Below are 24046 nucleotides of genomic sequence, written 5' to 3'. Positions count from 1 at the left end.
TCGGCGCTCACGATGTCTCCGGCTCCGGCGGCGCGGACTTCCCCGCCGGAGCCGTGATCCGCTCCAGGTCCTCCATCAGCGCGTCCAGCCACGAGGCGGTCGCGTAGTACGGGCGGGCCGCGTCCGGCGGCTCCGCCGAGAACCCGGCGAAGCCCGGGTCCCGGAGCGGTACGGGCGGCGCCGCCGCCGGGTCGCCGTCGGGGTCCAGCCGGGCCGACACCAGCAGCATCCGCCCGGCGACCCGGTCCCCCAGGCGGGACAGCGCGGCGGCGGCCTCCGGACCGAGCGGGGCCGCCGGTGCGGGCGGCAGCGCGAGGCGGTCCGCGCCCCAGAGGGTGTGGTGACCGGCCATCAGGACGGCCTGCCAGTCCGTCGGCGGCCGTCGTGCACCGCCACCGTCACGGTGGCCGTCACCGTGGCCGTGGCTGGTGGCACCGGCCGCCGTACCGCCGGCCGCCCGGCCGGCCGCCGACCCGCCGTCACCGGGCCCGCCGTCACCGGGCCCGGTGGCGGTGGCGGCTCCCGCGCCCCGGGCCGGCCCCGCGCCCCGGCCGCCGTCCGCCGCACCCCTCGTACCCGCCGCGGCCGCCTCGCCCCCGAAGCGGACCGGCTCGCTCTGGAACTGCGCGTACGCGGACTCGGCCAGGACCAGTGCGTGCCGCAGCGAGGGGTACGTGGCGGTGCCGTCCTGCGGTGGCGGAGCGCCGCCCGTGGCGACCGACGCGCTGGTCGCCACCACGGTCTCGGCCGCCCTCCGCAGCAGCCCGGCCCCCGCGAGCCGCAGCTCGGTCTGCGCGCCCCGGGGCCAGGCCAGCAGGCCGAACACGGCACCGATGGTGCTGCCGATGAGCACGTCCAGCACCCGGAACTCGGCCAGCTGCCAGGTCGCCGGGTCCAGCTGGGCGAAGACCATCGCCACCAGCACGGTGAAGAGCCCCTGCGCCCAACCCACGCCCTTCACCGGCCCCACGGTGAACGCGAACACCATCCACAGCGGCAGCACCACCGCGTACACCACGGTGTGCGAGCCGCCCAGCGTCAGCAGCCCGGCGGTGAACAGCGCTCCGGCGAAGGTGCCCGCCAGCGCCACCCGGATCGTGCTCCAGGTCTCGCCCACGGTGGTGCGGGTCAGGCTCAGGGTGGCCAGCATCGCCCAGAAGCCGTGCGGCAGCGTGTCCAGGCCGGCGACCAGCCGGGCCGCGGCGAGCGCGAGGGAGAGCCGCACCGCGTTCTGGAAGAACACCGAGCGCCGCCCGGCGTGCCCCTGGACCCGGTGCCACCACAGCACCGGCGCCCGCAGTCCGGCGTACCAGAAGCGGCCCGCCGCCCCCTGCGGCACCTCGGCCCGCCCCCGTACGGCGAGCCCGGCGGCCGTGCCCATCGCCAGCGCGGCGTCGGCCACCTCCAGTACGGCGGCCTGGCGGCGCAGCACGGCGGGCGACGCGTGGTCCGGCGCGGCCCCGGCCGGCCGGGCACGGGCGGCGGCCAGAGCCCCGTACGCCTCGGCGGTGTCGGTCCCGGGCTTCCGCAGGAGCACGGCGGTCCGCCCGGACAGCCGGGCCACCGCCTCCAGCACCGCCGCGTCGCCGGGCGCCTGTGCCCCGGCGGGCAGGGCGAGCAGCCGGGTCAGCAGGGTGCGGACCGCGAGCCCGGTGTGCGCGAGACCCCGGTCCCGTACGCCCGGCCCGGCGGGACGGTCCGCCTCCGGCACCTCCAGGGGCCGCAGCGCCCGGGTCGCCCGGTGCGCGGCCGGCACCTCGCCGGCCGGGACCGCGCCCGTCGGCCCGGCCGCCTCGCGGGCGAGCCGGGCGGCGGTCTCCGCGGCCCGCGCGGCCAGTTCGCGGTAGGTGGGCGTCGGCGGCTCGGGGACGAGGAACGCCTCGGCCAGCACCAGCAGGGCGAGTCCGACGGTGGTGCCGATGAGCCGCTCCCCGAGGGAGCCTGGGTCGTACGGCGGGAACGACGGCAGGATGTACAGCAGCTGGAGCCCGGGCCCGGCCCCCGCGAGGCGCGGCCCGCCGACGGCGGAGAAGGCCAGCGCGAAGCCGATGACCAGCATCCCGACCACGGCGCTCCAGGTCCGTACGGACAGGAAGGTGCCCACGACGACCAGGACCCAGCACACCGGCACCGCCCGCAGCACCACGGCGGCCCGCTGCCGGCCGGTGCCGGGGATGCGGGAGAGGCCGGCCAGGGCGACCGAGGAGAACAGCGCGTAGGTGGCGGCGGTGGGCCAGCCGAAGCCGTACAGGAAGAGGTAGAAGCCGGAGATGGCGACCACCGCGACCCGCACGGCCCGCCGCCCCGCGGCCACGTACGGCCCCGGCACCCGTCCCCCCAGGCGCTCGCGCACCCCACCAGCATGCGCCAGGCCGCCCGACCCGGCACCCGCACCCGCACGCGCGCCCGCACGCCGGTGTGCGCCGCCCGGCCCCCTCGCGGCGGGCTCAGCGGCTCCCGGGCGTCGTGGACCGGGCCGCGCGTTCCGCGCGGCCCAGGGCTCCGCCCAGGAGGCCCAGGAGGATGGCCACGATGGCTCCGGCGCGGCCGTTGCCCGTGCCGAAGCCGCCGGTCGACGTGGCCAGGTGGAGGACGCCCAGGGCCACGGCGAGCAGGGCGGCCGCCATGGCCGCTGTACCGCCGGCCGGCCAGGGCCCGCCGCCGAGCCGGCCCTTCGCCCTGGCCCGGGCCAGGGCGCCCAGGCCCACCGCGGCGAGCGCCACGATCCCGGCGACCACGGACCCGGTCCGCCCGTCACCGATCGCCCCGCCGGCCACGGCGAGCACCAGTTCTCCCGACGCGTTCATCCCGGTTCCTCCTCCACGTCGTCGCGGTCCCGGGAGCGGGGCCGCGTCCGGACCGATCGTGCCGACGGCCCCTTCCCCGGCGCGTCCCACGGGCGCGGTCACTTCGGACTGCCGCGCCCGCGGCAGGGACTCGGCGAGTACCGCGCCCGCGGTAGCCGTCGCTCGTCCTCCGGCACGACTCGCCCGGCGGCGGCCCCTGGCTAGGGTGCGGCCATGAGGACAGGTGGGGTGCGGGTGGGGGTGCGGATGCGGGTCCCGGCCGTCGTCGCGGACTGGGGCGTGGCTGCCGGGGTGGCGGCGGCGCTGCTGGTGACCGGGCTGTCGGGCGGGCACCCCGCCGACGGCCCCGGCCTGCTCGGCTACCTGCTGCTCGCGGGTGGCGGACTGGCCCTGGCCGCCCGCCGCCGGGCCCCGGTGGCCGTTCTCGCGGCCACCGGGCTGTGTGCGGTCGGGTACCAGGCCGCCGGCTTCGACGTGGCGGTGGTCGGCTTCCTGGTCGCGGTGTACGCGGCCGTCCGGGCCGGGCACCGGCGGGCCACGGCCGTCGCGAGCCTGGCCATGCTGGCCGCCCTCCCGCTCGCCGCCCTGGCCTCCGGCCTGCACGGCACGGGTGAGGCCTTCGCGCGGGCCCGCGGGGCGCTGGAGCTGGCCTGGTTGGTCGCGGCCGCGGCCGCCGGCGAGGCGCTGCGCCAGGCGGAGGCGCGGGCCGAGGAGGCGGAGCGCACCCGGGAGGAGACCGCGCGCCGACGGGCGGACGAGGAGCGGCTGCGCATCGCGCGGGAGCTGCACGACTCGCTGACCCACCAGATCTCGATCGTGAAACTGCAGGCCGAGGTGGCGGTGCACGTGGCGCGCAAGCGCGGCGAGCCGGTGCCGGAGGCGCTGCTGGCGATCCAGGAGGCCGGGCGCGAGGCGAACCGGGAGCTGCGGGCCACGCTGGAGGCGCTGCGCGACGACGGCACCGCCCCGCCGCGGGGCCTCGCACACGTGCCGGAACTGGTGGAGGGCACCCGTACGTTCGGCCTGGACGCGCGCCTGACGGTCGAGGGGGAACCGCGGGACGTGCCGGCGGCGGTGGAGCGTACGGTCTACCGGATCGTCCAGGAGTCGCTCACCAACGTGGCCCGGCACGCGGCGGCCGGCACGGCTTCGGTGCGCATCGTCCACCGCCCGGACGCGCTGGCGGTGCGGGTGGACGACGACGGCCGGGCCACCCCGGAGTCCGCCCCGGTGCCCGGCACGGGGCTGCTCGGCATGCGGGAGCGGGTCACCGCCCTCGGCGGCAGCCTCCGGGCGGAGCCGCGCGGCGGGGGCGGCTTCACCGTGGAGGCGGTGCTGCCGGTGGAGCGTGCCTCGTGATCCGGGTGCTGCTGGTGGACGACCAGCCGCTGATCCGCAGCGGGTTCCGCGCGCTCCTCGCGCTGGAGGACGACATCGAGGTGGTGGCGGAGGCGGGCGACGGGCGCGAGGGGCTGGCCCTGGCCGCCGAGCACCGGCCGGACGTCGCGCTGGTGGACGTGCAGATGCCGGTGATGGACGGCATCGAGACGACCCGGCGGATCGCCGCGGACCCGGCCCTGGCAGGGGTGCGGGTGGTGATCCTGACCAACTACGGCTTCGACGAGTACGTCTTCGAGGCGCTGCGCGCCGGCGCGGCCGGATTCCTGGTGAAGGACATCGTGCCGGAGGACCTGCTGCACGCGGTGCGGGTGGCGGCGCGCGGAGACGCGCTGCTGGCGCCGTCGATCACGCGGAAGCTGATCGACCGCTACGTGGCCCGGCCGCCGGCACCGCCCGCCGGGGCGGGTCCGGCGGGCCTGGCGGAGCTGACCAACCGCGAGCGGGAGGCGGTGGAGCTGGTCGGGCGGGGCCTGTCGAACGACGAGATCGCCGCCCGCATGGTGATCACCCCGTTGACGGCGAAGACCCACGTGAACCGGGCGATGACGAAGCTCCACGCCCGGGACCGCGCCCAACTCGTGATCGCCGCGTACGAGTCGGGCCTGGTGAGCCCGGGCGAGCGCTGAGCCCGCCCGGGCGGGCGCTCGGCCCGGGCGAGCAGTGAGCCGCCCGGGCGGGGCCTCGGCAGCGGGGCAGCGGCTTCGGTTCCGCCGGCTCGATGACGTACGCCGCGCGGCCCCGGTAGTCGTCCTCCGGGTAGCCGGGGCCGTTCCCGTAACTGACCAGCAGCTTGCCGCCGTTGAACCGGGCAAGTCCGGGGCTCCGCTGGTCGTGGCGGACCAGCCGGTGGTAGCCGCCGCCGCCGGTCTCGACGGCGTAGACGGTCTTGCCGCCGGGGCTGACCGCGACCTCGGTGGAGACGGGGTCGGAACACGGCGGAGGGCCCGGCGCCGGCCGGGCCCTCCAAGATCATCGCGGTCGGACGGCTACCGGCAGCATTCCGGGGCCAGGCCCGACGGCAGGCGGGTGCCGCCGAAGACGGCGGTGGTGGCCTCGTCGCCGCCGAGGGCGGCGACGGCCAGCAGCAGGGAGCCGGCCGTCCAGGTGGTCTGCTCGACCGGCCAGACGGCCTGGTCCTCGAAGACGTAGCCCGTCCAGTACATGCCGTTCTCCGCGCGCAGGTGGCGGATGTCGCGCAGGATCTCCAGCGCGCGATCCGACTCGCCCGTCGCCCAGAGGGCGAGGGCCAGTTCGCAGCTCTCGCCGCCGGTGACCCACGGGTTCGGCAGCACGCAGCGCACGCCGAGGCCGGGGACCACGAACTCGTCCCAGCGCCCGTCGATCCGCTCCCTGGCCTCGGCTCCCGTCAGGGCGCCGCCGAGGACCGGGTAGTACCAGTCCATCGAGTAGCGGCTCTTGTCGAGGAAGCGCTCGGGGTGGCGGCGGATCGCGTGGGCGAGGGCGCCCGCGGCGAGCTCCCAGTCCGGCTGGGGCTCCTCGCGGTGCTCGGCGATGGCCAGGGCGCAGCGCAGGGCCTGGTGGATGGAGGAGGAGCCGGTGAGCAGGGCGTCGTTCACGGCGGCGCCGTCGGCCTCGCGCTTCCAGCCGATCTCGCCGCCGGGCTGCTGGAGCCCGAGGACGAACTCGACGGCCGCGTAGACGCAGGGCCACATGCGGTCGACGAAGGCGTCGTCGCCGGTGGCGAGGTAGTGGTGCCAGACGCCGACGGCGACGTACGCGGTGAAGTTGGACTCCTTGCCCGCGTCCTGGGGTTCGGCGGTGTCCACGCCCTCGGGGCGGTCGGCGTAGGCGGCGTACCAGGAGCCGTCGGCGTTCTGGTGCCGGGCGAGCCACTCGTAGGCGCGGGCGGCGGCGTCGTGCTCGCCGGCAGCGTCCAGGGCCATGGCGGCCTCGGTGTGGTCCCACGGGTCCAGGTGGTGGCCGCGGAACCAGGGTATGGCGCCGTCCTCGCGCTGGACGGCGAGGATGCCCGCGACGGTCTCGGCGGCCTGTTCGGCCGTCAGGACACCCGGCAGGACCAGGTGTTCGGTACGTCCGGGGGTGCTCACTTGGCCGCGCCGGCGGCGTCGACGGGGAGGTGGGGCTTGGTCGCGTACGCCACGAAGCTCTTGCCGATGACCGGGTTGAGGGCCTGCTCGGCGAGGCGGGTGGCGAGGGGCTTCTTCATGATGTCCCAGACCAGCAGCTTGTGGTACGCGCGGACCGGCAGCGCCTTGTCGTTGTCCACGCCGAACGCGCACTTGAGCCACCAGTACGGCGAGTGCAGGCCGTGGGCGTGGTGGGTGCCGTACGGCTTGAGGCCCGCGGCCTCCATCTTGCCCAGCAGCTCGTCGGCCTTGTAGATGCGGATGTGGCCGCCCTCGACCTCGTGGTACGCGTCGCTGAGCGCCCAGCAGATCTTCTCGGGGCCGTAGCGGGGCACGGTGATGGCGATCCGGCCGCCGGGCCTGAGCACGCGGACCATCTCGGCCAGCACGCCCTTGTCGTCGGGGATGTGCTCCATGACCTCGGAGATGATCACGACGTCGAAGGACTCGTCGGGGAACGGCAGCGCCAGCGCGTCGCCCTCCATGGCGGTGGCCGTCGCGCCGGCCGGGGCCTCGCCGGCCTCCTTCATCGCGGCGAACCACTTGGCGACCTCGCGGATCTCCTCGCCGTTGCGGTCGAGGGCGACGACCTGGGCGCCGCGCCGGTAGCACTCGAAGGCGTGCCGGCCTGCGCCGCAGCCCAGGTCGAGCACACGGTCTCCTGCGGCGAGCGGGAACCGGGAGAAGTCGACGGTCAGCACGGGGGCGGCCTGCTTTCGCGTGGTGTGAGGGTGGGGCTGGGCGTCAGCGAGTCGTGGTGGCGCGGCGGGCGCCGGCCGCGGCGATGGCGGCACGGTAGTGGGCGACGGTGCCTTCGGCGGCCTTGGCCCACGTGAAGTTGGCGAGAACCCGCTCGCGCCCCGCGGTGCCGAGCGAGGCGCGCAGCTCCGGGTCGCCGAGCAGCCGGCCGAGGGCCGCCGCCAGGGCTCCCGCGTCGCCGGGCGGCACGGCCAGGCAGGTCTCGCCGTCCGGGCCGGCCACCTCGGGGATGGCCCCGCCGGTCGTGGCGACCAGGGGGGTGCCGGTGGCCATGGCCTCGGCCGCGGGCAGCGAGAAGCCCTCGTAGAGGGAGGGCACGCAGGCGACCTCGGCGCTGCGGACGAGGTCCACGAGTTCGGCGTCGGTGACGCCCTTGACGAACCGTACGGCGTCCTGGAGCCCGTACTTCTCGATGGCGCGGGCGACGGGCCCGCGCTCGGCGCGCTTGCCGACGACCACGAGGTGGGCGTCGGGGCGTTCGGTGCGCAGCTTGGCGAGGGCCTCGATCAGGTACACGAGGCCCTTGAGCGGTACGTCGGCGCTGGAGGTGGTGACGATGCGGCCCGGGACCTCGGCGACGGACGCGTCGGGCGACCACAGCTCGGTGTCGGCGCCGATGTGCACGACGTGGATGCGGTCGCCGCGGACGCCGAGGTGGTCGGCGATCTCCTGCTTGGAGGAGCCGGAGACGGTGAGCACGGACGGCAGCCGGCGGGCGACGCGCTTCTGCATGCGCGTGAAGGCGTACCAACGCCGTACGGAGGCGCGCTTCTTGCGGTCCTTCGCGGCGTCGAGCTCCAGCTGCCGGTCGACGGTGATCGGGTGGTGGATGGTGGTCACCAGGGGGGCGCCGAGGGCGCCGAGCAGCCCGTACCCGAGGGTCTGGTTGTCGTGGATGACGTCGAACTCGCCGCGGCGGGCGGCCAGGTGGCGGCGGGCGCGGAGCGAGAAGGTCAGCGGCTCGGGGAAGCCGCCGGTCCACATGGTGGCGACCTCCAGCGCGTCGATCCAGTCCCGGTACTCGTCGCGCTTGGGCGTGCGGAACGGGTCGGGCTGGCGGTAGAGGTCGAGGCTGGGCAGCTCGGTGAGGGTCTGTCCGTCCTCGGGGTCGAGCACGGGGTAGGGCTGGGCGCCGATGACCTCGACGGTGTGTCCGAGGCGGGCCAGCTCGCGCGAGAGGTGGCGGACGTAGACGCCCTGTCCCCCGCAGAACGGGTTCCCCTTGTACGTGAGGAGTGCGATGCGCAACGGGCGGTCGCCGTCAGTGGCGGAACCCGCGAAAGGGCTCGTCACCATGGCCTCAGCGGACACTCTCGGCCCCCTTCTCACTGCACTTTCGCCGGAGCGTAACCGCTCGGATAATGTAGAACAAGTTTCAGACTTGATCCGTCGAGGAGCATTGAATCTACCGGCCGGAAACCACACCGTAAGAGGCGGAGCAGGTGATTCGCGCCACCACCGGCGCTCCTGACATGCTGAGGCGCGGAGCCGCACGGGGCCGTGTCCGGCGAAGGCCATGGAATGGGACATATGACAGCGGAAGCCAGAGCCGCCACCGCGGCGTCCCCGCCCCTGACTGAGCGCCAGGAGGCCCGTCGCCGACGGATCCTGCACGCGAGCGCGCAGCTGGCGAGCCGGGGCGGGTTCGACGCCGTGCAGATGCGCGAGGTCGCGGAGTCGTCGAACGTCGCGCTGGGCACGTTGTACCGCTACTTCCCGTCCAAGGTGCACCTGCTGGTGGCGACGATGCAGGACCAGCTCCAGCACATGCACACCACGCTGCGGAAGCGGCCGCCGGCGGGCGAGAGCGCGTCGGAGCGGGTCGCCGAGACCCTGATGCGGGCCTTCCGGGCCCTCCAGCGCGAACCGCACCTGGCGGACGCGATGGTCCGGGCGCTGACCTTCGCCGACCGGAGCGTCTCGCCCGAGGTGGACACCGTCTCCCGGCTGACGACCGCGATCATCCTGGACGCGATGGGGCTGGACGCGCCGCCGACGGCGGAGCAGCTCTCGGCGGTCCGGGTGATCGAGCACACCTGGCACTCGGCGCTGATCACCTGGCTCTCGGGCCGGGCGTCCATCGCCCAGGTGAAGATCGACATCGAGACGGTCTGCCGGCTGATCGACCTCACCGCCCCGGAGAAGCCCGGAGCCTGACGGCGGCGGGTCCCGACGGCGGCGGAGCGGGACGGGGCCGGGCCCCGACAGGGCCGGGTCCCGACGGGGCATGGCCGGAACGGGTCGGCTCTTGACGGGCCCGCATCATCTGTGTGATCAACTGATGCTCATGACGCGCACCCTGTATCTGTTCTGTTCCGCCGCCCCGCCGCTGTTCGACGTGGCCCGGGTCGTGGAGGAGGCCCAGGCCAGGGGCTGGGACGTGTGCCTGGGGCTGACCCCGGCGGCCGCCGACTGGGTGGCCGGGGGCATCGAGGGACTCGCCGCGCTGACCGGCCACCCCGTACGCAGCCGGTACCGGCGCCCCGGCGAGCCAGACCTGTGGCCGGCGCCCGACGCCGTGCTCTTCGCGCCCGCCACCTTCAACTCGGTCAACGCCCTGGCCCTCGGGATCACCGACCGCTTCGTGGTCGGCGTGGCGGCCGAGGCGATGGGCAAGGGCACGCCCATGGCCGTCATGCCGTGCGTGAACACGGCCCTGGACCGGCACCCGCAGTTCGAGCAGAGCCTGGCCACCCTGCACAACGCGGGCGTGCGCGTCCTGTACGGCGAGAACGGCTTCCACCCCAACCCGCCCGGCCAGGACCACGTACCGGACTTCCCGTGGCAGCTCGCCCTGGACGCCGCCGACGCGCTGGTCCAGCCCGTCCACGGCTGACGCCCGGGCACCGCGCTGGCTCCGGCAGGCCCGCCCGCCGCCAAAGGGGTGACGGCGGGCGGGGGTCGGCGGGGCCGCGGCCGGATCGGCTACTCCTCCGGAGGGAAGACCGGCTCGCCCGACTCCAGCAGCGTGATCACGATGGCCTCGACCGGGCACCCCTCGGCCGCCGTGAGCACGGGCTCACTCGCGTCGGTGTCCGGTGCGACCGGGTGGGACTGGCGGGCGGTGTCCAGCCGGAAGCCGTCCGGGGCGTGGTTGACGCACATGCCGGAGCCGATGCAGACACCCCGGTCCACCTCGACGTGCCAGCGGTCACCCATCAGGCACCGCCCGCCGCGCCGGCGGCCGGCGCGTACCCGGCGGGCAGGTGGATCATCTTGTGCTCCAGGTACTCGCCCAGGCCCTCGGGACCGAACTCGCGGCCCACGCCGCTGTTCTTGTAGCCGCCGAAGGGGCCCATCATGTCGAGGCTGAAGGTGTTGACGTTGTACGTGCCCGTCCGCACCCGGCGCGCGAAGTCGATGCCGTGCTCGACGTCCCCGGTCCAGACGCTGCCGCTCAGGCCGAAGTCGGAGTCGTTGGCGATCCTCGCCGCCTCGGCCTCGTCCCCGTAGGGCAGCAGGCAGACCACCGGGCCGAAGATCTCCTCACGGGCCACCCGCATGCCGTTGTCGACGCTGCCGAGCAGGGTCGGCTCGACGTACCAGCCCCGCTCCTGCCCGGCCGGGACGCCGCCGCCCGCGAGGACCTTGGCGCCCTCGTCCTGGCCGATCCTGATGTAGTCGAGGGACCGCTTCTGCTGGCGCCGGGCGACCAGCGGGCCGAGCTGCGTGGCCGGGTCCAGCGGGTCGCCGACCACCAGGGCGCCGGCCGCGGCCGCGAGGGCCTCGGCGATCTCGTCGTAGCGGCTGCGCGGGGCCAGGATCCGGGTCTGGGCGACGCAGGCCTGGCCGTTGTTCATCCAGGCCGCCGGGATGATCCCGGCCACGGTGGACTCCAGGTCGGCGTCCGGGAGGATCACGGCGGCCGACTTGCCGCCGAGTTCGAGGGTGACCCGGGTGAGGTTGCGGGCGGCGACCTCCATGACCCGCTTGCCGGCCGCGACGGAGCCGGTGAAGGCGACCTTGTCGACGCCGGGGTGCCCGACGAGGTACTCGCTGACCTCGCGGTCGGCGGGCAGGATCGACAGCACGCCCTCCGGCAGCCCGGCCTCGCGGGCGATGTCGGCCAGGATGTAGGAGTCGAGGGGCGCCTCGGGCGAGGGCTTGAGGATCACGCAGGAGCCGGTGAGCAGCGCGGGTGCCAGCTTGGCGGCGGCCACGAACTGCGGGACGTTCCAGGGGATGACGGCGGCGACGACGCCCACCGGCTCGCGGCGGACCAGGATCGGGCCGAGCACGCCGGCGCGGTGCTCCTCGTACGGGTAGGCGCGGGCGACCGTGATGGCGGCGTCGTAGACCATCATCGGGCCGAGGGCCTGGGCGAGGACGCTCCAGGAATACGGGGAGCCGTTCTGGGAGCTGATGGAGCGCGCGATCTCCTCGTGCCGGACGGCGATGGCGTCCTTGATGCGGGTGACGACCGCGATCCGCTCGTCGAGGCTCATGCGGGGCCAGGGGCCCTCGTCGAAGGCCTTGCGGGCGACCGCCACCGCGCGGTCCACATCGGCGGTGGAGGCGTGCGGGACGCGACCGATGACCTGCTCGGTATGGGGCGAGACGACCTCGATGGTCCCGCTGCCCAGCGGGTCGGCCCACTCCCCGCCGATGAACAGCTTTCCGTGTTCCACGAGCTCGGTCATGGCTGATGCCTCCTGCGGCCCGGCGCTGCTGTGACTGCCTGCGTGCCGTCCCCTGACGCTCTTTCAGGCTTCGACCCAGAACTGATACCAGTTCTAGTTCGACTAGTCCACGGCGAGGACGGAAGCGACGGAGAAGGGGACACCCGGGGCCTCCGGCGGCTGGTCAGGAGTGGCTCTTGATGGTCGACTTGGGCTACTACTGCAACCAGTTCTCGAAACGTACGTCGACAGGGGGCCCGGCATGACCCAGGTGACTCAGGTGACCGACCACGGCGGGGGCGTCCACGGCATCAAGGTGCCCATCCCGGACAACCCGCTCGGCCACACCCTCGTCCACGTCCTCGACACCGACGCCGGGCCCGTCCTCATCGACACCGGCTGGGACGACCCCGCGTCCTGGGACACCCTGGTCGCGGGCCTGGACGCCCTCGGCATCGCGGTCGCCGACGTCCACGGCGTGGTCATCACCCACCACCACCCCGACCACCACGGCCTGTCCGGCCAGGTGCGGGAGGCCTCCGGGGCCTGGATCGCCATGCACGCCGCCGACACGGAGGTGGTCCAGCGCACCCGCAGCGCCGAACCCGCCGTCTGGCTGGACTACCTGGCCGTGAAGCTCGCCGCCGCCGGCGCCCCCGAGGAGCACGTCGCACCGCTGCGCGCGGCCCGGGAATCCGGCCGGATGCGCACCCTGCCCGGGCTGCGGGCCGCCCTGCCCGACCGCGAGATCCCGCCCGGCGAGCTGCTGCCGCTGCCCGGGCGCCGGCTGCGCGCCATCTGGACGCCCGGGCACACCCCCGGCCACGTCTGCCTGCACCTGGAGGAACGCCACCCGGCGAACCTGCCGGGCAACGGCCGGCTGTTCTCCGGCGACCACCTGCTGCCGGGCATCTCCCCGCACATCGGCCTCTACGAGGACCCCGAGGACACCCGGGCCACCGACCCGCTGGGCGACTACCTCGACTCCCTCGAACGCATCGGACGCCTGGCACCCGCCGAGGTGCTCCCGGCCCACCAGCACGCCTTCACCGACGCCCCCGCCCGGGTGCGCGAGCTGCTGGCCCACCACGAGGAGCGGCTGCGGGGGCTGTGGGAGCTGCTGGCCGAGCCGGTGACCCCGTGGGCGCTGGCGGAGCGGATGGAGTGGAACCGCCCCTGGGCCGAGATCCCGTACGGCTCGCGGAACATCGCCGTCTCGGAGGCGGAGGCCCACCTGAGGCGCCTGGTGAAGCTGGGCCGCGCGGAGGCGGTGCCGGGAAGCGACCCGGTGACGTACCGGGCGGTGTGAGACGCGGCACGGCGGGGGCGGGCGTACGCGTCCGGGGCCGGGGCCGCCGTACGTACGAGGAGCCGGACGGTACGGGCGCTCCGGGCGGCGGCGGGGATTCCGCAGCCCCGTACAGGAGGTTCCGCGGCCGGTGCCGGTAAGGGGCGCCGGCCGGGGTTGGCCCCTGGCAGGGGGCGCCCGGGCCGGTACAGTGTCGGGGTCGTCAACACTCCACGCGGGGGGAAGCCGGTGCGAATCCGGCGCTGACCCGCAACCGTGAACCGCCCCGGGCGGTGAGCCGGAATGCCCTGCTGGACGTGCGCGGCTCGCGTCACCGGAACCCCGGTGACCGGCACCGTCGAGGTATACGGAGCCGGAGCCCGGCCCCTCGTGTGCCTGCCTCCCGCTCCCCAGCAGGAGAGGCACCCGCCGCCATGACCGTCCGCCGCAGCGCCGCCGCGCTCGCCGCCACCGCCGTGCTCTGCGTGGCCGCCGCCCCCGCCGCCCTGGCCGCGCCGAGCCCCGCCCCCGCGATACCCGAGGGCCTGTACGGCAAGACCGACCCGACGTACGACGGTGTGTGGCGCCAGTCCTTCGGGCTGCTCGCCCAGGACACCGTGGGCCTGAAGCCCGCACCGGGGGCCGTCTCCTGGCTGACCGGCCAGCAGTGCGCCAACGGCGCCTTCGCCTCCTTCCGCCCCGACGCCGCCAAGGCGTGCGACGCGAAGACCATGCTCGACAGCAACGCCACGGCCGCGGCCGTGCAGGCGCTGGCGGCCCTGGGCGGCCAGGACGCCGTGGTGAAGAAGGCCGTGGACTGGCTGAAGTCCGTACAGAACGCGGACGGCGGCTGGTCCTACAGCCCGGGCTCCCCGAGCGACGCGAACTCCACCTCCGTGGTGATCGGCGCCCTGGTGGCGGCGGGCGTGAAGCCGGGCGACGTGAAGTCGAAGGCCGGCACCTCCGCCCTCGACGGGCTCCTCCCCTTCCAGCTCGGCTGCGCCGCGAAGGGCGCCGACCGCGGCGCGTTCGCCTACCAGCCCGACAAGGACGGCAAGCTGGCCGCCAACGCCGACGCGACGGCCGCCGCCGCGCTGGCGGGCCTCGGCAAGAACGCCGTCGTGTCCCCGGCCGGCTCGGACGAGCCGGTGACGGTCCCCGAGTGCCCGGCGGGCGCGAAGGGTGCGGCGGACGCGCCGACGGCGGCCGTGGGCGCCGCCTTCTACCTGGCCGAGGCGCTCAAGAAGGACGGCCACCTGACGGCCGTCACCCCCGGCTCCGACAAGCCGGTGGCGGACGTCGGCAACACCGCCGACGCCGTGATCGCGCTGGCGGCCGGCGGGCACGCGGGTGCCGCGCGGGGCGCGTTCGCGTGGCTGGAGAAGAACGCGGGCGAGTGGGCCAAGGGCAACCCGGCGGGCCTGGGCACGCTGGTGCTGGCCGCCCATGCCATGGGCGAGGACCCCAAGTCCTTCGGCGGCACCGACCTGGTGGCCGCGCTGAACGCGACGGGCCCGGCCCCGCAGGCCGCCGCCACGACCGCCGCCCCGGAGAAGAAGGAAGAGGAGAAGGCCGAGGACTCCGCCTCCGGCGACGGCTCGAAGTGGTGGGTCATCGGCTCCTTCGCCGTGGCCGGCATCGGCATCGGCTTCCTCCTCAGCGGCCGCAAGAAGAAGCAGTGACCCTCCCGCCGCCGTCCCCTGCCGGGGGCACCACTCCGCCCGCGGTCCCGGCCGGCCCCGGGCAGGCACTGCGACCCGCGGCCCACGCCCGCCGGGCCTGCCGGCCCGGTGGTGCGGCCGCGCCCGCACACGCACCGACGGCGGCGGCACCCGCCCCGGCGGGTCCGGCCGCCCCGGAACAGGGGGGCCGGTTCCGGGGCGGCCGCCCGTCCCGTGGGGCGGCGGCCCCCGCCCAGGCGGGTCTCCGTGCACCGCGGCCGGCCCACCCCGCGGGCACGGAACCGCGGCTCGCCCGTTCCACGAGCAGCGGCCCGCAGTCCGCCGGCTCCGTACGACGTGCTGCGCACATCGCCGCCCCCGGCCCGGGGTCGGCACTCGGGGCCGGGCGCTCCGTGGCCTCCGGTGCCGCCGGCTCTCGACGGGCGTCGTGCCCCGCGCCCGCACCGGCCGCCTTCCGCGGCGGGCGGCGGCGCGTGCGGGCGGGCGGCGCGGTGCTGGCCCTCCTCCTCGCGCTCGGCGGCGTGTTCACGCTGCTGGGCGCCGGGCCCGCGGTGGCCGCCGGCTACCGCTACTGGTCGTTCTGGGAGGGCACGGACGGGAGCTGGACCTACGCGAGCCAGGGCCCGTCGACGGCCCGCCCCGGCGACGGTTCCGTCCAGGGCTTCCGCTTCGCGGTGAGCAAGGACGCCCCCGACGCCGCCCGGCCCCGGGCCACCGCCGACTTCCAGGCCGTCTGCGGGTCCACCCCGGCGGCGGCCGGGAAGAAGCGGGTGGCCCTGGTCATCGACTTCGGCGTACCCGCCGACGCCCCCGCGGGCGAGACCCCGCCGCGCGCGGAGCCCCGTACCGCCTGCGCGTCCGTGGCGCCGGACGCCACGACGGCCGAGGCGCTGGCCGCGGTCGCGAAGCCGCTCCGCTACAACAGCGCGGCGCTGCTCTGCGCCATCTCGGGCTACCCCCGGGAGGGCTGCGGTGAGCAGATCGCACTGCCCGAGGAGAACGGCACCGCGGCCCCGACGGCCGCCGCGCAGCCCTCCGGCACCTCCGGCACCGCCGGTTCCGGCACGTCCGCGAACCTCCTCATCGGCCTGGCAGCGGTCCTCGCCCTGGGCGCGGCCGCCGTCTGGAAGTCCCGCACCCGCAATCGATGACCGCGCACGACACCCCTCTCCCTTCCCCGGACGCGCCGCGGCAGGCCGGCCCCACCCCGGGCCGGAACACCGAGCCGCACCGGGAAGCGGCCGCACCAGACCCCACAGCGCAACCCGGCCCGCCTCAGGACACGGCCGCACGCCTCGCGGGAGCCGCCCCGGACACGCAGGGCATCGCCCACGACCCGGCCGGAGCCGCCCCGGACACCGAGGACGCCGCCCACGACCCGGCCGGAGCCGTGCCGGGCTCCGGCGCGGGCTCGGTGCCGGGTCCCGCGTCCCCCGCCCCCGGTGTCGAGCCGGACGGCGGGGGCAGGGCGTTTCGCGCCCTGGGGGCTGCCCGGGGCGGCGCCGGACGCGGCAGCCGACGGGCCGGCGGGCACCCCGCCACCCCGAACCGGCACCCGCACCCGCACCACCCCCGCCCCGCCCCCCGAACCGCCGGACGGCTCACCGCTCCCGTGGCCACCCGGAGCAACGCCGTGCACGCCGGCGCCTGGTGGCTGTGGGCGCTCGGCCTCGCCACCGCCGCCAGCCGCACCACCAACCCCCTCCTCCTCGGCCTGATCGTCGGCACCGCCGGCTACGTCGTCGCCGCCCGCAAGACCGACGCCCCGTGGGCCCGCTCGTACGCGACCTTCCTGAAGTTCGCGCTGGTGGTGATCGCGATCCGGCTCGCCTTCTCCGTGGTCCTGGGCTCCCCCATCCCCGGCACGCACACCCTCCTCACCCTCCCCGAGCTGCCGCTCCCCGACTGGGCCCGGGGCATCCGCATCGGCGGCCGGGTCACCGCCGAGCAACTGGTCTTCGCCTTCTACGACGGCGCCAAGCTGGCCGCCCTCCTCGTCTGCGTGGGCGCCGCCAACGCCCTGGCCAACCCGGCGCGGCTGCTGAAGTCACTGCCGGCCGCCCTGTACGAGGCAGGCGTGGCCGTCGTCGTGGCCATGACCTTCGCGCCGAACCTGGTCGCGGACGTGGCCCGGCTCCGCCACGCCCGCCGCCTGCGGGGCCGCCCCACCGGCGGGGTCAAGGCGGTCCTCCAGATCGGGATCCCTGTGCTCGAAGGCGCCCTGGAGCGTTCCGTGGCGACGGCCGCCGCGATGGACACGCGGGGGTACGGCCGTACCGCCGCGGTGCCGGCCGCGGTGCGCCGCCTGACCGCCGTCCTCACGCTCGGCGGCCTGCTCGGGGTGTGCGCCGGCACGTACGGACTGCTGGCCGCGGAAGGCGCGTCGTACGGGCTGCCGGTCCTGCTCACCGGCCTCGTCCTCGCGCTGGCCGGGCTCCGGCTCGGCGGCCGGCGCAGCCTGCGCACCAGCTACCGGCCCGACCGCTGGGGCGCCCGGTCCTGGCTGATCGCCGGTTCCGGCGCCGCCGTGGCCGCCCTCATGATCCTCGCCGGGTCCTGGGACGCGGAGGCGCTGCGGCCCGGCGTGGTGCCGCTGACCGCGCCGGCCCTGCCGCTGTGGCCCGCGGCGGCGGTGCTGATCGGCCTGCTCCCGGCCTTCGTGGCCCCCGTACCGTCCACCCCCGCTGCCCAGGAGTCCCGGTGATCCGCTTCGAGCAGGTGTCCGTCACCTATGAGGACACGGCCGTCCCCACCCTCCAGGGAGTGGACCTGACCGTGCCCGAGGGCGAGCTGGTGCTGCTGGTGGGCCCGTCCGGCGTCGGGAAGTCGACGCTCCTCGGCACCGTCTCGGGCCTCGTCCCGCACTTCACCGGCGGGACCCTGCGCGGCCGGGTCACGGTCGCGGGCCGGGACACGCGCACCCACCCGCCGCGCGAGCTGGCGGACGTGGTCGGCACCGTCGGCCAGGACCCGCTGGCCCACTTCGTCACCGACACGGTCGAGGACGAGCTGGCGTACGGCATGGAGTCCCTCGGCCTGGCCCCGGCGGTGATGCGGCGGCGGGTGGAGGAGACCCTCGACCTGCTGGGCCTGAACGAACTCCGCGACCGCCCCCTCGCGTCCCTGTCGGGCGGCCAGCAGCAGCGCGTGGCGATCGGCTCGGTGCTGACCCCGCACCCGAAGGTCCTCGTGCTCGACGAACCGACCTCCGCGCTCGACCCGGCGGCGGCCGAGGAGGTGCTGGCCGTGCTCCAGCGGCTGGTGCACGACCTGGGCACGACGGTGCTGATGGCCGAGCACCGGCTGGAACGGGTGGTCCAGTACGCCGACCAGGTCGTCCTCCTGCCGGGGCCGGGCCGCGCTCCGGTCATGGGCCCGCCGGCGGACATCATGGCCGTGTCGCCGGTCCACCCCCCGGTGGTCTCCCTGGGCCGCCTCGCCGCCTGGTCCCCCCTCCCCCTCTCCGTCCGCGACGCCCGCCGCCGCTCCGCCCCGCTCAGGTCCCGCCTGTCCTCCCTCCCACTCCCGCGAACGGGCCCCACTACGCCCGCCGCAGCAACCCCACCCCCCACCCCGGCAACCCCAGCACCTCCCGCAGCGGTCCCAGCCCCTCCGGCGTTTGAGGAGCGGGGTCCGGGGCGGAGCCCCGGTTTCGGGATGGGGGTCCCCCCAGCGAAGCGAGGGGGAGGGCGGGTAGGGGAACTCCTCCAGCGGTTCCGCCGCCCCGCAGCCACCGGCACCGCGACCCCGCCCCGCACGGGAACCGGCACGGGAACCCGCACCGGAACCGGCCCCCACCCCGAGCCCCCGGCGGAGCCCGCCCGTACCCGGAACCTGGCCGTACGCCGAACCCGCACGGACATCCTCCGCGCGATCGACCTCACCCTGGCCCCCGGCGAGATCACCGCCCTCATGGGCCGCAACGGCGCCGGCAAGTCCACCCTCCTCGCCACCCTCGTCGGCCTCCTCGAACCCCACACCGGCGAGGTGACCGTCGGCGGCCGCGTGCCCGCCGCCACCCCGCCGGCCCAGATGCTGCGCCACGTCGGCCTCGTACCGCAGGAGCCGCGCGACCTCCTGTACGCCGACACGGTCGCCGCCGAGTGCGCGGCGGCGGACCAGGACGCGCAGGCGGCCCCCGGCACCTGCCGGGACCTGGTCGCCGCGCTCCTCCCCGGCGTCCCGGACGACACGCACCCCCGCGACCTCTCGGAGGGCCAGCGGCTGGCGCTCGCGCTGGCGATCGTGCTGACCGGACGGCCGGCCCTGCTGCTGCTCGACGAGCCGACCCGCGGCCTGGACTACGCCGCCAAGGCCCGGCTCGTGGAGGTCCTGCGGGGCCTGTCCGCGGACGGCCACGCCATCCTGCTGGCCACCCACGACGTGGAACTGGCCGCCGAGCTGGCCCACCGGGTGGTGATCCTGGCCGGCGGCGAGATCGTCGCGGACGGGCCCACGGCCGAGGTGGTGGTCTCCTCCCCCGCCTTCGCACCGCAGGTGGCGAAGATCCTCGCGCCCGGCCACTGGCTCACGGTCGACCAGGTCGCCAGGGCCCTCGCCCAGGAGCCCACCGCATGACCGGCACCCCGTCCCCCCGCCCCATCCGCATCGGCCCCCGGGCCGCCGTCGCCCTGGTCCTGGTCTCCCTCATCGGCGTCGCCGCTTTCGGCTGGCCCCTGCTCGCCGCCCCCGGCTCCGGCATCGCGCACGCCCAGGACGCCCCGTGGCTCTTCGCGGCCCTGCTGCCCCTCCTGGTCGGAGTGGTCGTCGCCACCATCGCCGACGACGGCATCGACGCGAAGGCCGTGGCCATGCTCGGCGTGCTGGCCGCCGTCGGCGCGGCCCTGCGGCCGCTCGGCGCCGGCACCGCCGGCCTGGAGCCGATGTTCTTCCTGATGGTGCTGAGCGGCCGCGTGCTCGGCCCCGGCTTCGGCTTCGTGCTGGGCGCGGTCACGATGTTCGCCTCCGCCCTGCTCACGGGCGGGGTCGGTCCCTGGATGCCGTTCCAGATGCTGGCGCTCGGCTGGTTCGCCATGGGGGCCGGGCTGCTGCCGGCCCCGGACCGGCTGCGCGGCCGGGGCGAGCTGCTGCTGCTCTCCGCGTACGGCTTCCTCGGCGCGTTCGCGTACGGCACCGTCATGAACCTCCAGGGCTGGGTGCTCGTGTCGGGAATGGGCACCGGTGTGTCCTTCCAGGCCGGTGCCCCGGTGCACGAGAACCTGGTCCGCTTCCTCGTCTACTGCCTGACCACGTCGATGGGCTGGGACCTCGGCCGGGCCGCGCTGACCGTCGTACTGACCGTGACGCTGGGCGGGACGGTGCTCCGCGCGCTGCGCCGGGCCACTCGAAAAGCTGCCTTTGAGACCCCGGTCACCTTCGAATCCGCCTCCGGGGACGCCTCAGACACCCCAAAAAATGTGCATGAACTGTGACGGATCGCGACATCCGGGCCCGAAAGCGGTGAGGCGGCCCACAGGACCCAGGTCACATACGAACCGGGACCGTAGTCCCTGAGCGGGGTCACGACCCCCACCCCACACCCTCTCCCACCTGCGCGGACGCCGACCGGACCGGCCCGGCCCCGCCGCCCCCGGCTCCGACCGCCCGTAGTAGGAGGGGGTCGTTGCAGCCCTGCAACAGCCCGGCTAAAACTGGATGAGTCGCCGAGCGGCCCGGGTGGTTCACCCCCGGGACCCACCGCCGGAAGGCAGCCGGGTCCCCCGCGGACCACGGACTGCGCGCACCCCCTCATCGACGTGAGTGGCTCACGCGTGTCCTCGGCATGCCTGCGACCGTCCTGTTCCCTACGGAAGGTTCTCCGTGCCCAACGCCGTCATCCGCCGCATCGCCGCCAGCAAGAAGACCCTCGCGGGCACCGTCATCGGCCTCACCGCCGCCGGTACCCTCCTGGCCGCGGTTCCGGCCCAGGCCGCCCCCGCGAGCCCCAAGGCGATCGCCCAGCAGATGATCAAGGACCCGGCCCAGTTCGCCGCGTTCAGCAAGATCGTGGAGCACGAGAGCGGCTGGGACTACACCGCCACCAACTCCTCCTCCGGCGCGTACGGCCTGGTCCAGGCCCTGCCGGGGTCGAAGATGGCCTCCGCCGGCTCGGACTGGAAGACCAACCCGGCCACCCAGATCAAGTGGGGCCTGGACTACATGAACGAGCGCTACGGCTCCCCGGTCGGTGCCTGGAACTTCTGGCAGGCCAACCACTGGTACTAAGCCGCCGCACAGCCGGCAGGCACACGAAGGCCCCGGTGGCCCGGCACCGGCGCGGCCGGCAGGCCCGCCGGTGCCGCCGCCGGTCAGAGCCGCTGGATGATCGTCCCGGTGGCGAGCGCCCCGCCCGCGCACATGGTGACCAGCGCGAACTCCTTGTCGCGCCGTTCCAGCTCGTGCAGGGCGGTGGTGATCAGACGGGCGCCGGTGGCGCCGACCGGGTGGCCGAGCGCGATGGCGCCGCCGTTGACGTTCACCTTCTCCAGGTCCTGGTCGAAGACCTTGGACCAGCTGAGGACCACGGAGGCGAAGGCCTCGTTGATCTCGACCAGGTCGATGTCCTTGAGCGACATCCCCGCCTTGCCCAGCACGGCCCGGGTGGCGTCGATCGGGCCGTCGAGGTGGAAGTGCGGGTCGGAGCCGACCAGTGCCTGGGCGACGATCCGGGCGCGCGGCTTGAGCTTGAGGGCGCGGGCCATCTTGCGCGAGGCCCACATCACGGCCGCGGCACCGTCGGAGATCTGCGAGGAGTTGCCGGCCGTGTGGATGGCGGTCGGCATCACGGGCTTGAGGCGGCCCAGCGCCTCCATGGAGGTGTCGCGCAGCCCCTCGTCCCGGTCGACCAGCCGCCACATGCCCTGTCCGGCGCGCTGCTCGTCCTCGGTGGTGGGCACCTGGACCGCGAAGGTCTCCCGCTTGAAGCGCTCCTCCGCCCAGGCCACGGCCGCCCGCTCCTGCGAGAGCACGCCGAGCCGGTCGACGTCCTCGCGGGTCAGGCCGCGGTGGCGGCCGATGCGCTCGGCGGCCTCGAACTGGTTGGGCAGGTCGACGTTCCACTCGTCCGGCCAGGGCTTGCCGGGGCCGTGCTTGGACCCGGAGCCGAGGGGGACGCGGCTCATGGCCTCGACGCCGCAGGCGATGCCGATGTCCATGACGCCGCTGGAGATCATGTTGGCGACCATGTGGTTGGCCTGCTGCGAGCTGCCGCACTGGCAGTCCACGGTGGTGGCGGCGGTCTCGTACGGCAGACCCATGGCGAGCCAGGCGTTGCGCGCGGGGTTCATCGACTGCTCGCCGGCGTGGGTGACCGTGCCGCCGACGATCTGCTCGACGCAGTCGGGCTGGATGCCGGTGCGGGCGAGCACCTCGCGGTAGGTCTCGCCCAGCAGGTAGGCCGGATGGAGGTTCGCGAGTGCGCCTCCGCGTTTGCCGATGGGCGTGCGTACGGCTTCGACGATGACGGGTTCCGCGGCCATGAGCTCGTCCTCTCCTCCACAGCGGGGCGGGCCGTCCCGGCGGCCCGCGGCAGCTGTGTGTCGTGTCGTCCCTGTCCGGGCCCGAATCGGCGGACGGCCCGAACCCCCCGAACTAGTACGCGTTCTAGTTCTCCCCGCAGTCTTATGACCGGAACCCCGGCTACGCAAGGGTCTTGCGCGGGACTTGCACGATTCCCGCACGCGCGGGGAGGGTGGCCACGGGTAACAGTCCACGCCGCAGGCCTTGTCACTTCTAGAACTCGTTACTACCTTCAAGCCAACTTCTGATGGGCCGTCAGACTTTGGAGTTGCCGATGCCCTGCCCCGCGCTGCCCGAAGGCTTCGACGCCACGGACCCCGACCTCCTCCAAGCCCGCGTCCCCTTCCCGGAGTTCGCCCAGCTGCGGCAGACCGCGCCGGTGTGGTGGTGCCCGCAGCCGCGCGGCATCACCGGCTTCGACGACGAGGGCTACTGGGCCGTCACCCGGCACGCGGACGTCAAGTACGTCTCCACGCACCCGGAGTTGTTCTCCTCCAACACGAACACCGCGATCATCCGCTTCAACGAGCACATCCAGCGCGAGCAGATAGATGCCCAGCGGCTGATCATGCTGAACATGGACCCGCCGGAGCACACCCGGGTCCGCCAGATCGTGCAGCGCGGCTTCACCCCGCGCTCGATCCGCGCCCTGGAGGACACCCTGCGCGAGCGGGCGCGGCGGATCGTGGCGGAGGCCAGGTCCGGCGCGGGCGACGGCAGCTTCGACTTCGTCACCAGGATCGCGTGCGAGCTGCCGCTCCAGGCCATCGCGGAGCTCATCGGGGTGCCCCAGGAGGACCGCTCCAAGCTCTTCGACTGGTCGAACCGGATGATCGCGTACGACGACCCGGAGTACGCCATCACCGAGGAGGTCGGCGCCCAGTCGGCCATGGACCTCATCGCCTACGCGATGAACATGTCGGCCGACCGCAAGCAGTGCCCCGCCAAGGACATCGTGACCCAGCTCGTCGCCGCCGAGGGACAGGGCAACCTCAGCTCGGACGAGTTCGGCTTCTTCGTCCTCGTGCTGGCCGTCGCGGGCAACGAGACCACGCGCAACGCCATCAGCCACGGCATGCACGCCTTCCTCACCCACCCCGACCAGTGGGAGCTGTACAAGAGGGAGCGGCCGTCCACCGCCGCCGAGGAGATCGTCCGCTGGGCCACGCCGGTGGTCTCCTTCCAGCGCACCGCCACCCAGGACACCGAGCTCGGCGGCCAGAAGATCCGGGCGGGCGACCGGGTCGGGATGTTCTACTCCTCCGCCAACCACGACCCGGAGGTGTTCGAGAACCCGGAGGTCTTCGACATCACCCGCGACCCCAACCCCCACCTGGGCTTCGGGGGCGGCGGGCCGCACTTCTGCCTCGGCAAGTCGCTGGCCGTCCTGGAGATCGACCTGATCTTCAACGCCCTGGCCGACGCCCTGCCGGACCTCAGGCTCGCGGGCGAGCCGCGACGGCTGCGGGCCGCCTGGCTCAACGGCATCAAGGAACTCCAGGTCAGCCACGGCTGACCCGGGTCCCGGCGGCAGGGGCCACCACCTCCCACGCCCCCGGCCCCTGCCGCCCGCGCGGGCGTCCGTACCGTCCCGGCCGCGCGGGCACTCGTACGTACGCCGGGGCCGGCGTGCGGGCACACCCGCCGGGCCGCCGCGACCCGGGGGCACCCGTTCGAGTGGCGGTCCGGCCCGAACGGGGTGATCCTTGCGTCAGCGGCGATCCAGCCGGAAGGGGCGCCGGGGCCCCGGGGCCCCCGCGGCCCGGGGGCGGGCCCGGCCGGGGACGGGGGGCGGCCCCCGCGGCGGGGCGGGCCCGGTCAGGCGGCCCCGAGCGAGGCACCGCCGTCGACGGTCATGACGTGC

Annotated in this window: 20 protein-coding genes and 1 riboswitch; of the genes, 12 read left to right on the top strand and 8 right to left on the bottom strand. The window is 75.1% G+C overall.

What is annotated here, in order from left to right; translation table 11 throughout:
• Positions 1-7: 7 nt before the first annotated feature.
• Positions 8-2353 carry an FUSC family protein gene (locus ACIQUR_RS07800; protein WP_403660010.1) on the bottom strand — a complete coding sequence of 782 codons (2346 nt, stop codon included), beginning with the start codon at positions 2351-2353 and terminating at the stop codon, positions 8-10.
• A gap of 94 nt (positions 2354-2447) precedes the next feature.
• Complete coding sequence (locus tag ACIQUR_RS07795) at positions 2448-2807, bottom strand: DUF6223 family protein (RefSeq protein ID WP_403660007.1); 360 nt, start codon at positions 2805-2807, stop codon at positions 2448-2450.
• 213 nt (positions 2808-3020) lie between these two features.
• Here ACIQUR_RS07795 and ACIQUR_RS07790 point away from each other — a divergent pair, with 213 nt between their 5' ends.
• Together ACIQUR_RS07790 and ACIQUR_RS07785 are read left to right on the top strand one after the other, a co-directional pair.
• Positions 3021-4166 (top strand): sensor histidine kinase, encoded by a 1146-nt coding sequence (locus ACIQUR_RS07790; RefSeq protein ID WP_403660004.1) that lies wholly within the window; start codon positions 3021-3023, stop codon positions 4164-4166.
• Entirely contained in the window at positions 4163-4834 is a 672-nt protein-coding gene (locus ACIQUR_RS07785; RefSeq protein ID WP_403660001.1) for a response regulator, read from the top strand. Before ACIQUR_RS07790 ends, ACIQUR_RS07785 begins: the two co-directional genes overlap by 4 nt.
• Before the next feature lie 360 nt (positions 4835-5194).
• Here ACIQUR_RS07785 and ACIQUR_RS07780 read toward each other — a convergent pair whose 3' ends face one another.
• From ACIQUR_RS07780 to ACIQUR_RS07770, 3 genes are read right to left on the bottom strand one after another with little or no spacing between them, the layout of a single operon-like run.
• The gene (locus ACIQUR_RS07780; RefSeq protein ID WP_403659998.1) at positions 5195-6277 is read right to left on the bottom strand and encodes a prenyltransferase/squalene oxidase repeat-containing protein; all 1083 of its coding nucleotides are present in this window, start codon (positions 6275-6277) and stop codon (positions 5195-5197) included.
• A complete protein-coding gene (locus ACIQUR_RS07775) occupies positions 6274-7017 on the bottom strand; it encodes a class I SAM-dependent methyltransferase (RefSeq protein WP_403659995.1) in 744 nt (247 codons plus the stop codon). The genes ACIQUR_RS07780 and ACIQUR_RS07775 overlap by 4 nt, the downstream gene beginning before the upstream one ends.
• A 43-nt stretch (positions 7018-7060) precedes the next feature.
• Complete coding sequence (locus tag ACIQUR_RS07770; RefSeq protein WP_403659992.1) at positions 7061-8386, bottom strand: glycosyltransferase family 4 protein; 1326 nt, start codon at positions 8384-8386, stop codon at positions 7061-7063.
• 219 nt (positions 8387-8605) lie between these two features.
• Here ACIQUR_RS07770 and ACIQUR_RS07765 point away from each other — a divergent pair, with 219 nt between their 5' ends.
• Together ACIQUR_RS07765 and ACIQUR_RS07760 are read left to right on the top strand one after the other, a co-directional pair.
• Complete coding sequence (locus tag ACIQUR_RS07765) at positions 8606-9232, top strand: TetR family transcriptional regulator (protein WP_403659989.1); 627 nt, start codon at positions 8606-8608, stop codon at positions 9230-9232.
• Positions 9233-9362: 130 nt separating this feature from the next.
• A complete protein-coding gene (locus ACIQUR_RS07760) occupies positions 9363-9911 on the top strand; it encodes a flavoprotein (protein WP_403659986.1) in 549 nt (182 codons plus the stop codon).
• Between the two features lie 89 nt (positions 9912-10000).
• On the opposite strand, the gene ACIQUR_RS07755 is transcribed toward ACIQUR_RS07760, so the two are convergent.
• A complete protein-coding gene (locus tag ACIQUR_RS07755) occupies positions 10001-10234 on the bottom strand; it encodes a ferredoxin (protein ID WP_403659983.1) in 234 nt (77 codons plus the stop codon).
• Positions 10234-11715, bottom strand: coding sequence for an aldehyde dehydrogenase (locus tag ACIQUR_RS07750; protein ID WP_403659980.1), 1482 nt, complete (start codon positions 11713-11715; stop codon positions 10234-10236). The genes ACIQUR_RS07755 and ACIQUR_RS07750 overlap by 1 nt, the downstream gene beginning before the upstream one ends.
• Before the next feature lie 241 nt (positions 11716-11956).
• On the opposite strand from ACIQUR_RS07750, the gene ACIQUR_RS07745 reads away from it, so the two are divergent.
• The 7 genes from ACIQUR_RS07745 to ACIQUR_RS07715 all read left to right on the top strand — a co-directional run bounded on the left by ACIQUR_RS07745 (position 11957) and on the right by ACIQUR_RS07715 (position 20889).
• Positions 11957-13003, top strand: coding sequence for an MBL fold metallo-hydrolase (locus ACIQUR_RS07745; protein ID WP_403659977.1), 1047 nt, complete (start codon positions 11957-11959; stop codon positions 13001-13003).
• A gap of 218 nt (positions 13004-13221) precedes the next feature.
• A riboswitch (cobalamin riboswitch) is annotated at positions 13222-13291 on the top strand.
• 125 nt (positions 13292-13416) lie between these two features.
• Entirely contained in the window at positions 13417-14664 is a 1248-nt protein-coding gene (locus tag ACIQUR_RS07740; protein WP_403659974.1) for a prenyltransferase/squalene oxidase repeat-containing protein, read from the top strand.
• Between the two features lie 473 nt (positions 14665-15137).
• Positions 15138-15815, top strand: coding sequence for an SCO2322 family protein (locus ACIQUR_RS07735; protein WP_403659971.1), 678 nt, complete (start codon positions 15138-15140; stop codon positions 15813-15815).
• A gap of 461 nt (positions 15816-16276) precedes the next feature.
• Positions 16277-17368: an energy-coupling factor transporter transmembrane protein EcfT gene (locus tag ACIQUR_RS07730; RefSeq protein WP_403661397.1), complete on the top strand. Its 1092-nt coding sequence runs from the start codon at positions 16277-16279 to the stop codon at positions 17366-17368.
• Positions 17365-19242, top strand: a complete 1878-nt coding sequence (locus ACIQUR_RS07725) for an ABC transporter ATP-binding protein (RefSeq protein WP_403659968.1) — start codon at positions 17365-17367, stop codon at positions 19240-19242. The genes ACIQUR_RS07730 and ACIQUR_RS07725 overlap by 4 nt, the downstream gene beginning before the upstream one ends.
• The gene (locus ACIQUR_RS07720) at positions 19239-20096 is read left to right on the top strand and encodes an ECF transporter S component (RefSeq protein ID WP_403659965.1); all 858 of its coding nucleotides are present in this window, start codon (positions 19239-19241) and stop codon (positions 20094-20096) included. Before ACIQUR_RS07725 ends, ACIQUR_RS07720 begins: the two co-directional genes overlap by 4 nt.
• A gap of 388 nt (positions 20097-20484) precedes the next feature.
• On the top strand, positions 20485-20889 hold the full coding sequence (locus tag ACIQUR_RS07715; protein WP_403659962.1) for a transglycosylase SLT domain-containing protein: 405 nt from the start codon (positions 20485-20487) through the stop codon (positions 20887-20889).
• An 83-nt stretch (positions 20890-20972) separates the two neighbouring features.
• On the opposite strand, the gene ACIQUR_RS07710 is transcribed toward ACIQUR_RS07715, so the two are convergent.
• Positions 20973-22142 carry a steroid 3-ketoacyl-CoA thiolase gene (locus ACIQUR_RS07710; RefSeq protein WP_403659959.1) on the bottom strand — a complete coding sequence of 390 codons (1170 nt, stop codon included), beginning with the start codon at positions 22140-22142 and terminating at the stop codon, positions 20973-20975.
• Positions 22143-22456: 314 nt separating this feature from the next.
• Between ACIQUR_RS07710 and ACIQUR_RS07705 the strand changes: the two genes are divergently transcribed.
• Positions 22457-23698, top strand: coding sequence for a cytochrome P450 (locus ACIQUR_RS07705; protein WP_403659956.1), 1242 nt, complete (start codon positions 22457-22459; stop codon positions 23696-23698).
• The last annotated feature ends 348 nt before the right edge of the window (positions 23699-24046 follow it).

The sequence above is a fragment of the Streptomyces sp. NPDC101132 genome, from assembly GCF_044759225.1.
Lineage (GTDB): Bacteria > Actinomycetota > Actinomycetes > Streptomycetales > Streptomycetaceae > Streptomyces.
Note: the sequence above shows the minus strand (reverse complement) of the source record. Positions and strands in the feature narration are given on the sequence as shown.

Bases quoted from the DNA above. Each gene is read 5' to 3' on its own strand.
- ACIQUR_RS07705 (WP_403659956.1), top strand. From the start codon at position 22,457: ATGCCCTGCCCCGCGCTGCCCGAAGGCTTCGACGCCACGGACCCCGAC.
- ACIQUR_RS07750 (WP_403659980.1), bottom strand. From the start codon at position 11,715: ATGACCGAGCTCGTGGAACACGGAAAGCTGTTCATCGGCGGGGAGTGG.
- ACIQUR_RS07745 (WP_403659977.1), top strand. From the start codon at position 11,957: ATGACCCAGGTGACTCAGGTGACCGACCACGGCGGGGGCGTCCACGGC.
- ACIQUR_RS07790 (WP_403660004.1), top strand. From the start codon at position 3,021: ATGAGGACAGGTGGGGTGCGGGTGGGGGTGCGGATGCGGGTCCCGGCC.
- ACIQUR_RS07755 (WP_403659983.1), bottom strand. From the start codon at position 10,234: ATGGGTGACCGCTGGCACGTCGAGGTGGACCGGGGTGTCTGCATCGGC.
- ACIQUR_RS07765 (WP_403659989.1), top strand. From the start codon at position 8,606: ATGACAGCGGAAGCCAGAGCCGCCACCGCGGCGTCCCCGCCCCTGACT.
- ACIQUR_RS07710 (WP_403659959.1), bottom strand. From the start codon at position 22,142: ATGGCCGCGGAACCCGTCATCGTCGAAGCCGTACGCACGCCCATCGGC.
- ACIQUR_RS07760 (WP_403659986.1), top strand. From the start codon at position 9,363: ATGACGCGCACCCTGTATCTGTTCTGTTCCGCCGCCCCGCCGCTGTTC.
- ACIQUR_RS07795 (WP_403660007.1), bottom strand. From the start codon at position 2,807: ATGAACGCGTCGGGAGAACTGGTGCTCGCCGTGGCCGGCGGGGCGATC.
- ACIQUR_RS07720 (WP_403659965.1), top strand. From the start codon at position 19,239: ATGACCGGCACCCCGTCCCCCCGCCCCATCCGCATCGGCCCCCGGGCC.
- ACIQUR_RS07740 (WP_403659974.1), top strand. From the start codon at position 13,417: ATGACCGTCCGCCGCAGCGCCGCCGCGCTCGCCGCCACCGCCGTGCTC.